This window comes from Robinsoniella sp. RHS (assembly GCF_001029355.1).
Taxonomy (GTDB): domain Bacteria; phylum Bacillota; class Clostridia; order Lachnospirales; family Lachnospiraceae; genus Robinsoniella; species Robinsoniella peoriensis.
This window is the reverse complement of sequence record NZ_JNGB01000200.1, coordinates 1-11,293: the sequence shown is the minus strand read 5'-3', so window position 1 is coordinate 11,293 and position 11,293 is coordinate 1. Positions and strand designations below refer to the sequence as shown.

Annotated in this window: 6 protein-coding genes; all 6 read right to left on the bottom strand. The window is 44.9% G+C overall.

Features of this window, described 5'->3' with window-relative positions; translation table 11 throughout:
• Positions 1-225: 225 nt before the first annotated feature.
• Positions 226-663 carry a MarR family winged helix-turn-helix transcriptional regulator gene (locus tag RHS_RS28260; RefSeq protein WP_047835072.1) on the bottom strand — a complete coding sequence of 146 codons (438 nt, stop codon included), beginning with the start codon at positions 661-663 and terminating at the stop codon, positions 226-228.
• Between the two features lie 100 nt (positions 664-763).
• On the bottom strand, positions 764-1,450 hold the full coding sequence (locus tag RHS_RS28255) for a hypothetical protein (protein WP_027295488.1): 687 nt from the start codon (positions 1,448-1,450) through the stop codon (positions 764-766).
• Positions 1,440-2,837 carry an AAA family ATPase gene (locus tag RHS_RS28250; RefSeq protein WP_047835071.1) on the bottom strand — a complete coding sequence of 466 codons (1,398 nt, stop codon included), beginning with the start codon at positions 2,835-2,837 and terminating at the stop codon, positions 1,440-1,442. The genes RHS_RS28255 and RHS_RS28250 overlap by 11 nt, the downstream gene beginning before the upstream one ends.
• A gap of 171 nt (positions 2,838-3,008) precedes the next feature.
• Positions 3,009-9,545: a TIM-barrel domain-containing protein gene (locus tag RHS_RS28245; protein ID WP_047835070.1), complete on the bottom strand. Its 6,537-nt coding sequence runs from the start codon at positions 9,543-9,545 to the stop codon at positions 3,009-3,011.
• A gap of 176 nt (positions 9,546-9,721) precedes the next feature.
• Complete coding sequence (locus RHS_RS28240; protein WP_047835069.1) at positions 9,722-10,918, bottom strand: sugar ABC transporter permease; 1,197 nt, start codon at positions 10,916-10,918, stop codon at positions 9,722-9,724.
• Positions 10,919-10,930: 12 nt separating this feature from the next.
• Positions 10,931-11,293, bottom strand: a 363-nt coding sequence (locus RHS_RS28235; RefSeq protein ID WP_047835068.1) for an ATP-binding cassette domain-containing protein, incomplete at its 5' end; no start/stop codon positions are given.

Sequence of the window (11,293 nt, the reverse complement as noted above, 5' to 3'; positions counted from 1 at the left end):
AGTCAATATGGAATCCCGTTTATACTCCCGTATACTTTTCATTAATTTTTTAATCATTTTTTTACCTCCACATTATCTGTTTGTACACGAATAATTCGTATACATACTGTTCGTAACCAAACATCATAGGGAAAATATAAGAAACACGCAGATGCATGTTTCTCATATCTATCCCAGCTTACCGGCCGGGTCCGCCAGTTCCTACGGCAATCGTACAGCAGCCGCCTAAAGAGTCTCAAGATTTACTCTTAACCTGTCCATCATGTTTAATAAGGCTTCTACTTCATCCTCCGTAAACCCCTGGACAAGCATCCGTTCCGTATCTTCTATATGCTGCCTGACTTTCTGATACATTGCTTCTCCCGTTTCCGTAAGTATCAGTTTCTTTAATCTTGCATCCTCCGGAACGCTGACTCTGTATATTAATCCATTCTTCTCCATCAGCTTCAGTATTCCGGTTACTGTTGAACGGGTAATCGTAAAATCGCGTTCAATATCCCTCTGGAAGATATCCTGCCCCTTATGTTCCTGGAGATAGCCTATAATCCAGGTCTGCATGGGTGTAACGTCCTGCATTCCCTGCTGCTTTTTCTCTGCTTCTATCCTGCGGCCCAGCAGATTGGAAAGTGCATGTATTTCACGTCCAACGTCTCTTTTTCTCATTTACGATCCCTTTCTTACATAAAATTAGCGCTATAACTGTTTGGTCACAAACAATTATAGCGCCGAACTAATTTTATGTCAATCACTTTTTTTACGCTATTCACCCCTGAAATGCCAATTGAAAATTAGTAAACCTATTCAGCGAATTTTCCCCTTCCTGTATAAAATCCCAGGTTTCTTTATAGGTTCCATCTACCGCCACCTGATTTTTTCCTAAAAATTCAATGAATTCTTCCGGCTTTCCCTCAAACCTCTCCGCAAAAGTATCCGAGTACTCCCATTTTTCTTCACTGCTAAACTCCCTCAGTTCATTAAATAACACATGCTCCAGATTACAGGACATATAATAAATGCGGTAAGGCACTTCGTTAATTTTACCGGTAGCGGAGAGCTTATATAACAACTCTGATTTCAATTGATTTCGCTTTATCAGAGAACCTACATTTGAGGTTTCAATGTGGTCGGTATAGTAAACCGTGGGACCTGACTTTTTTTGTATGACATTTTCCGCAGTCACAAATGCACCATCCAGGTCAGACAGATGGATGACTTTTAAGATATCCTCATCCGTGTATCTGTATTTTGTTTTAACATCCTCCATACAGTCATTGATTCTCTTAATAATCGTGTCAGAGTTCACACTTCCCCGGGCTGTGATGTCCCCATGAATTACGTGAAACTTTACCTCACTGCTTGAAAAATACTCCTTCACAATAGATCCGATTGCTCCTTCATCGCTGGGACCTTCCACAATAAATATAATCACTTTCTTCTCTTTATCTGGCATTTGTAATTTCCCTCCCTGCTTTACGAAATGACCTCGCAATCTTGATACTGTCCGTATCGGTATAGATACATTCCTGTTGTCCGCCTAAGGTGATGCTGCGGATATAGGCATCCCGCAGATTCAGGCTGTTTCCCGTATGCTCCATTCTGATATACCGGTTGTCCGGGTTGGCTGTGGAAAACAAGATACTGTCATTGCCCAACATTTCTAAAGCCCGCAGATTGTGGGAAGTGAATATCAGCTGCCCTTTTGCCCCTTTATTGAATATATCCAGAAGCTCTCCCAATAGATATTCATAAATACCGGCGTCCAGTTCATCCACAACCAGGCAGATGCCCGGATCGCTGTATGCCCGGATCAGCACATTGAGGATGGAAATAATCTTAACGATTCCATCTGACTCAAATCGTATGGGAATCTCCATCTCACCACGCCTGGAAGTAAGATCCACCTTTCGCCCGACACCGCCATTCTCCACAAGCTGCTGTCCATAATCTTTAATATCCAATGTCATACCCGGTATAATGGTGGCAAGTACGATATTTATTTCCCCCACAATTTGCTTCAACAGTTCAAAACGGCTTTCCTCCACAAGAGTGGGTTCTTTTAAAGCAATTACAAAATCACCTCTGGTGGCTGACTTGCGGTCTGTAACCCGAAATGCCACGGGCAAAAGAAAATCCGCGCTGATTGCACCGGAGTGCGAATCCCGGATAACAAATAGATCCATCATTGCATAGTTGTATAGGGACTGAATCAAAAATGCATAATCCAGAAAATTCTCCCCACTCTCATTACAGAAAATCTCCCGGCTGGTCTCTCCAAAGATGTAGGAACAATTATGAATCCGGGCAACTTTTTTTGCTACAATCAGGTTCGTACCGTTCTCTTCATTTCCAAGAATCACATCCTCCAGCATTTCTTTTGGCGTAAATACACCTTCCGTATCTTCTGCAGTATATTCCATAAATAAATACTTTTGTGTGTACTCACCCTGTACGATCTTAGCAGCAGATAATGATTCTTTTGAAATAACAGCAGTATTTTCTTCTGTTCTGCGGAACCAAAGCTCATACTCCACCTCAAACTGCCGTTCCTTTCCGGTCACCAGAAACACTGCTTTTACTTTAGCATAATCCTGCCCGCTGGTAATATAATTAACCAGTTCTTCCGGAATACTAAGCCCCATGATTATCTTCTGCACATAGAAAAGCGTATCAATTACCGTAGTCTTTCCGGAGCCATTTTGTCCGTAAATCCCCAATATTTCAGAAGTATCCAGCACTATGCCCTGTTGGATCCGGGAAGGCATCTCTACTTTTCCATATGCAGTATTTTTAAAGTTTTTTATTTCTACCGAATGCAGCCTTACAATGATGTCATCCATAATTTATCTCTCCTCCGATATATGAAGTATTTCTACATTATCCCCGATTCTGATACTTTGTATTCCATCACAGAAAAAAAGCAAGGCAGCTATTCCTGTTTACAAACATAACCTGTTTATAAATATCAAGAATCACTGCCCTGCTCAGAGGGTGTTTTAATATATCTTATTTTATTTCAATTTTACTGTTCGAACCTTCGAATAATTTCCATATACTTTAGTATCTCCAACCTTCTTGTATCCACGCATCTTAAACTGGTAAGTCTTACCCTTTTTCAGTTTTGTCTTTGTATATGCAGTACGTGCTGCAGATGCGTTTTTAATCCTGGTAAAGCCACCTTTTCCGGTCTTCATATAAATGGCAAATCCATCTGCCTTTGTTCCCTTTTTCCAGGAAAGCTTCACGCTTGTTTTAGAAGCTGCTTTAGCAGAGAGTGCCGGTTTTTTCGGTGTCGTTGCTGTCTTTAAGTATTTTGAATATTTACCGAACAGCTTTTTACTTCCGGATAACGTATATGCCCTTACCCTGTATTTGTAAATTGTTCCGGCGCTTAAGCCTTTTACCGTATAACTTGTCTGGCCTGTGGTTTTTACTACGTACCATTTGTTTTTATCCGGATTATAGCGGCTTAATTCGTAGCCTTTTGCACCGCTGGTTTTATTCCAGGTTATTTTCATCTGGTTTGTTTTCAGATTAGATGCTTTTAATCCGCTTACTTTTTTCGGCGCCGTAATCTTTTTGAATTTAGCTGTATAAGTTACGTTTTCATAAACCGTTACCGTATACTTTGCGGTTGTGGATACTTTCTTTCCATTGAGATACCAGCCCTCAAACGTATACTTAGCGGATGGTTTTGCCGTTAAATCAACCTTGCTTCCGGCATCCACTGTCTGACCGCCTGTTGCTGTACCGCCTGTTTCCGCTTTTACCGTAAGGGTAACTTTTTGTGGCTTTGGCGCTTCTTTCTTAACAAATTTTGCGGTATATACGGTGTTCTGTAAAGCATTTATTGTATATTCCGGTTGTGATGATACTTTCATATCCCCTATATACCAGCCTTCAAATACATAGCCTTCCTGTGCAAATGCCTGAATTTTTACAGTGGTTCCGTATTCCGCAGTGACACCGCCGGATACCCTTCCGCCTGTTTCTGCCACAACCTGAATCGTTATCATTTCTTTTGGTTTTTCTTCAAAGTATGCTGTATATACCGCATCCTCTACTGCCATTACTTCCAGGCTTAAATCATCCGATATTTTTTCGCCTTCCAGATACCAGCCTGTGAACCGATATCCATCATCTGGATAAGCCGTTATGGTAAATAATTCACCCTTCGTAACAGTTCCGCTATCACTTACGGTTCCTCCCGGCTGTGCCTCCACGGTTATGTTCACCGTTTCCGGCTGCGGCTCTTCTTCTTTTGTGAAACGGGCAACATATGTGGCATCCTGACGGGCTTCCACTTCGTATTCTGCATTTTTGGAGACATTGACATTATCCAGATACCAGCCTTCAAATACATAGCCTTTATTGGCTGTGGCTGTAAGCGTTACCTTTGTTCCAACGTCTACCCTTGCTGTACCTTCTGCCGTTCCGCCTTCTTCTGCTTTGGCTGTGATCGTCACCTGCTGTACGGCATTTTTCGTAAACCGTGCTATGTATGCCGCATCCTCCGTTGCCTCTGCTTCATATTCCGCCTGATCAGATACTTTTGTTTCTCCCAGATACCAGCCCTCAAATGTGTAGCCTTCCTTGGCTGTGGCAGTTATGGTTACGCTCTCTCCGAAGTTTACACTTCCTCCGCCGGACACGGTTCCTGCCGTTTCATCTTCTGACTGTACGGTAATCGTTACCTTTACAGGTGCATTTTTAATGAATTTAGCAAGATATTCCCCATCTTCTGCCGCCTCAATTTCATATACGGATGCATCGGATACTTTTACACCTTCCAGATACCAGCCTTCAAAAGAATATCCTTCATGAGCTATTGCAGTGAGGGTTACTTTTTCCCCTTCTTTCACTGTTCCACCGCCGGATACGCTTCCTGCAGCTTCGTCTTCCAAACGGGCTGTAATTGTTACGTCTTTCACGACCTCCCTAAAGCTGGCTGTCAGCGTTTGGCTGGCCTGCACATTGGTTTCAAAACGCTGTGCATTTACATTGCCGTCGCTCCACTCTACGAACTCATATCCGCTGTCTGCAATTGCGGTTACTGCGGTGGTATTGGAACCTGCTTCTACTTCCTGCACTGCCGTTCCGTCGATAGACCCACCTGTTTCTGCTGCATAGGTAATGGTGTATTTCTCCACCTCTGGCTGCGTTAGTACAAATTTGACGCTGTCAAGGTTGTAGTTACCTGCATTGCTGCCTTCGGCGCGGATTCTGATGGTCTGAATGCCCCCCTTTAGTGCTACGCCCTGTACCTGCGTGATACGCCAGTCGCCATTCTTACTGCTGTCGCCCCAGGTGTCCGTTACCGGGAACGCCAGATCCGCTGCTTTTTCGCCGTTTACATACAGTCCGCCGGTACGCGGGGTGCTGTCATACTGCGGGCTGTTCTTTTTACCGTTGTTTACATGAATCTCAAGATCATAGATACCTGCCGCCTTTACATCTGCCAATACCTCAACATATTGACCTTCGGTTTTAAACCCGGCAACATAGCCTGTTCCGGTATAGCCTTTCCACTCGCTGTCTACCCTCAGGGCAGTATTGCCATCATTGGTAATGCCTTTACCGTCTTCCAGTTCGAATACATCCCCCGGATTGATTACTGTAGGTTTATTCCTAAGCTTCACCAAAACGGTGGCCGGAATGGCCTGGGGTACGGTTAAGGTATAACGGCTGCCCGCTACAACCTCCTGAAGCGGAACAACTGCTCCATTTGCATCGGTTATTTCAATAGCCTCAATCTCAGTGCTCTTGTCTAATCCGCCTACCTGGAACATTACATCCTGCCCCGGTGCGGTATAGGGTTCACTGATTTGCACTGTGGCATTTCCGCCTTCCACCCGGGCAACAACTCCCAGCTTATTTTTTATAAATTTAAAGGACATAAAGTCGCACACAGAATCTTTCGTATCCACAGAGAATTTAATATATACCGTGTGTATGCCGGTTACGTTGGCGCAATCTGCTGTAAAGTCCTTAAAGTTGCTCCAGCCGCCGGTATTGGTAATTTCTACCTCGGCTATTTTGTTTTCTTCCTCCATACTGTCGATATAGAACTGAGCCGTTCCCCCTGGCCGACCGCTGGTAACGTTGATTGCTACCGTCTGCACACCGCCATCGCCAAAGTTTACATCGTCAAACCTTGCCCAGTCACCCGACTCAATGTTTACCAGATAGGTTCCGGAGGAATGGACATTTATCCCATTTCGCTCTGCCGCAGTAACGGCCTTAACGGTATTGAAAGCATCTGCATTTCGCATAAACCGGAACCATTCCATTTCACAGTCCAGTGCCTCACCCTGAGGAGCTTTAAACTCAAGGAAAATATTGCTCTCCGGCACATCAGTATTCTTGCCGGCCACACGGATGGTATGCCATTCGCCGTCATTTGGCAGCGTTGCTGTAGCTAAAATCTTGTCACCTACGCCGTTTTCATACACAATGATACTGCCGCCGGTAGTGCTCTTTAACTTCAGTTCCACGCCTGCCTTGTTTTCGCCGGTCACCTCATCAAACTGCGCCCATGCACCGTCGGTCACTGCTTTGATTACCGGAACCTCTCCGTCTGTCTCCAGAGTCATGTTGTCAAGATGGGCATTTTTCTCCGCCTTAATAGGTTGGAAAGCAGGAATCGAGGTATCCAGCCTGGTAAACTTCAGTGAATCCAGGTTGTAGTTGCCGGCGTTGCTGCCTTCGGAACGAATCTTGAGCGTCTGTACGCCCGAACTTAGTTTGATACCTGCAATCTTATATTCCCGCCAGTCGCCCTGTTTGGTTTTGCTGTCACCCCAGGTAGGAGTTACCTCAAATGCCAGGTCTGACTTTTTCTCCCCATTCAGGTACAGCGCACCGGTTCGGGGCGTATTGTCAAACTGCGCGCTGTTCTTTTTGCCGCAATTTACCCGGATCGTCAAATCATAGGTGCCGCCTTTTACCACGTTGGCGCGGAATTCCACCGCATCTCCAACCATCTTGAATCCTTTTACAAAGCCGTTTCCGGTATAACCTTTCCATTCTGTATCCTTAATCACCTGACCGCCAGCCTCCGGAAGGAATGTCTGGTCCTCCAGTTCAACCAGGGTACCGCTTTCAACACGCTGGGGCGGAAGCCCCTGATTATCCTCGCCTTCCTCAGGCAATACCAGGCCATCGGAATCCAGCACAATGTTCATTGCTTTTCCGGTATCGGGTACCTTCACATAAAGGGTATTGTTTGTATCGTCCAGCCAATAACCTTTCTGTGCTGCATTATAAGCTTCCAGGCTGTTCTGCACAGGCAGATTTTCGTTGTTTAATGTTACTCCCCGCACTACCTTCAGGTGGTTAAATTTCAAGTTGTAAGACCGCTCATCCGTTTTGTATTCTGCGGGATTGTGGTCATCCCGTTCGTCAATCCGGAAGGATATATTATTTCCTTCCTGCACGCTGGTGTAGGTTGTGGTGCTGTATGCATCTTTGGTTATGTATTCACGTGACTGTCCATCATCTTCATACAGTGTGTAAGTGGTGGTTCCCTTTGGATAAATATCCAGAGTCAGGGGATCCAGCGGCTTTTCATCAGCATAATCTACATCAGGACCCATGGGTACGATAGCCCCGGCTTTTACGAACACCGGAATTTCTTCCAGGGCTGCTGCAACGCTGATGGTCTTGCCGTTCTCGCCGCCTTCATAACGCTCACCGCTATAATATTCATACCAGGTGGTGTTGGGAGGGAGCCAGACCTGAACCACCGTGTCCGTCTCTTCCGCAGCAGGAGCTACCAGGAACCAGTCGCCAAAATAATATTGTTTGTTCAGATTCCATGCATCCGGGTTATATTGGCTGTCATCCTCTAACAGCATTGCCCGCATCATCGGTACGCCCTCACTGTAACCCTGCCACGCCATTGTGTACAGGTAAGGGTACAGTGCATAGCGGATTTCCAGGTTCTTTTTCAGTGTATTCTGGGAAGTTTCACTATACAGCCATGGCTCTCGCCCATCATGGCCATGAGCACGCATGATACCGTTCCAGGCGCCAAACTCTGACACCCATCTGGTGTACAGCTTATCACTGGGTTTTTTCATAAAGCCGCCCAGATCGTGTGAGGTGGACCAGTAGCCCACAAGTCCTGCGTCGATGCTGAAACCAATCTGGTTTACCAGCTCGCTGGAGGTATTATTAATATCACCCGACCATGCTGTGGCAAAATGCTGTCCCGCATAGCTGCCACGGGTTACAAACATGGGACGGGATTCCTCGGTATACGCTTTCCATGCCTCATAGGCGCCCAGGGAAGAGAATGTGGGGGCAGTGTTGCTTCCCAATACGTCGAATTCATCCGGCCAGAACCAGTCTCCATAGCCGGTGGTAATCACGCTGTCCATGTAGGACTGTACCCACTCATCATCATTTATATGCAGGTTTTTTCCGCCCTTGGCTTCAGGGGTTCCTGCGTTGTTGTGCAGACCCACACGGATGCCCATATCCCGTGCCTCCTGAAACATTCCGTCAATATCGGGGAATTTTACAATGTCGTTGCTCCACATCTGCTTGCCCCATTTTTCACCAGCGCCAGTTTGGTTGCCGCCATTGTCTGCCACATCGCCCCGCCATCCATAGTCAAAAACATAGCTGTCTGTGGGGTATCCCTCGTCTCTCAGCCGATGAATCCACTGGGAAAATTCTGCTTGTGTTGCGTTGTCGTTTCCATATTTGGAAAGCATAAAACCATGCGCCCACTTACCGTACATCTCCATACGTCCTGTGATTTCCGCATACTCATTGAGAATAGTCTTGAAATCCGGTCCATACATAAAGAAGTAATCCAGGTAACCCGTGGTCTGGAACCCGCCGCCCTGCTTATAAAACACCGTGTCCTTCTCGATGGTATTCAAAAATATGCCGTATCCCACGGTGCTCATAAAGAATGGTGCTATCAGACGTCCATGTGACATGGAAAATTCATTAAAATCTGTTGCGTAGCGGTTCAGATTTGACCGGCGTCCATGGTCACCGGAACCAAACCCAAAGATTCCTCCTGCATTTTCAATACCTTCCGTCTTTTTAACGCCTACCTTGTCTCCATCCACATACATACCGGTATCTTCTGCGTCTTTCGACAACAGTTTTCCCTCAAGGTCATACATGCCGATACGCAGAGGTGATTGATTAATCCTTACTTCCATGGCTGCAGTTTTAACAGATATTACACCATTTTCCTGCGTGACCGACCGGTTAACGGCTGGCCATTCATTTTTCTGAACCATGTAGTATTCAGCATTGGCGGGACGATATCCATCCGCACCGTTTTCAGACAGCTGCACCCGTACCGTACGGTCGGTGCATAGCTCCACCATTACCTGTTTTTCTCCAGTGTTAAACAACAGGATATTACCGTCTTCGGTAAAGTTGTCCATGTTGCCAATGCCAACGGTGGCCGCCTGTACCTCTACAGGAGCAAAATTGCCCAACAGCGGAACTATCAGAACAATAGACAGCAATACTGCCACCAGCCTGTTTCCTAAATGCTTTAAACGGTTTGTTTTACTCATGTTTCCTCCTTCTTTTTCACAAAAATCCCTCAACGTGTTCCTGTGCTGCCTGGCATAAGTCAAATTTTGTTGAAATATACCATTTGTTGTGTACAATATTAGCAAAATATATAGTATTTTCACAATGGAATCTTTTGCCCACCAACAGCAAGATTTTGCGTTCCGGATTTTTCAAACTATCTGCCCTTTGCCCGTGTTCTGACATCAAATGCTACTGCCGTGATGAAAATAATCCCTTTTACCACATACTGATAAGAGATATCAACACCCATCAGGTTCATTCCATTAGTCAGGGACATGATTACCAAGGCTCCAATCATGGTATTTGTCACCCTGCCGACACCACCGCTGACTGCCACGCCTCCAATGTAAGATGATGCAATGGCATCCATTTCAAATCCCAGACCTGCCGTGGGCGTTGCGGACTGTAATCTTGAAGTATAGAGAACTCCTGCCAGAGCTGCTAATACGGACATGGAGCAAAATGCAAACAAAGTCACTCTTTTCACATTAATTCCGGACAGTTCCGCTGCCTGCTCATTGCCTCCGATTCCATAAATATAACGTCCCAGTCTGGTTTTCGTTAATACATAATTATATCCAAGTAACACAACCCCAACAATTACAGCGGTCCAGGGAAGCCCGCTATATTTTGCCAGTACATAAATAATCACCATGATAATAACGGATAGGAATATCAGTTTAAATACAAAAATCGGTGTGGAAATAACCGGAAAGTTATACTGCTGTTTGTTTTTCCTGCTTTTTAGCTGAGTAAAGATCATGATGATTACAGCCACTGCCCCAATTAACAGGGTCAGAAGATGAATTTCGGTACCAAAGGGCAAATCCGGAATAAAACCATTTGATAATGCGTTAAAACCTGCATTTGGTACAATAATTGTTCCTGATTCCTGTAAGAACAGATTGAGTAGTCCACGGAAAATAAACATTCCCGCCAATGTGGTAACAAAAGCCGGCACCCCTACTTTAGTCACCAGAATACCCTGATATAATCCAATTGCCAGACCAAGAACCAGTACCAGAAGGATTGCTGCCCATTCATTTATCTGATATCTGGTCATAAAAATTGCTGCTGCCGCTCCGCAGAATCCCGCTACATAACCCACTGACAGATCGATATGCTTTAAAATCAAAATGATTGTCATCCCGATCGCCAATACTGCCACATATCCTGCCTGATTAATGAGATTGGTTAAATTTCTGGCTGTAATAAATCCGCCGTTTGTTTTAAATGTAAAAAATCCCATAATCAAAATTAATGCAATATACATCATATAATCACGGATATTTGCTCTTAACAGGGAAACAATCTCTTTTCCTAACCCTTGCTTTTCTTTATGTTCCTTCATTCCTTCAACCTCCTATGATCTGATTGCCATCTCCATAACCTTTTCTTCATCAGCATCTTCCGCTATTAGTTCCCCGGTAATCCTGCCCTCCGACATTACATAAAGCCGGTCACTCATTCCCAGTACCTCCGGTAATTCAGACGATATCATAATAATGCTCATTCCCTGTTCTACCAGCTTATTCATTAAAGAATAAATCTCAAACTTTGCGCCAACATCAATTCCCCTAGTAGGCTCGTCCAGAATTAAGACATTCGGATTTACAAAAATCCATTTTGCAAGCTGTACCTTCTGTTGATTTCCCCCGCTTAACTTTCCGGTCTTTTGTTCAATGGAAGGTGCTTTGATATTAATGGACTCCCGGAATGAATTTGC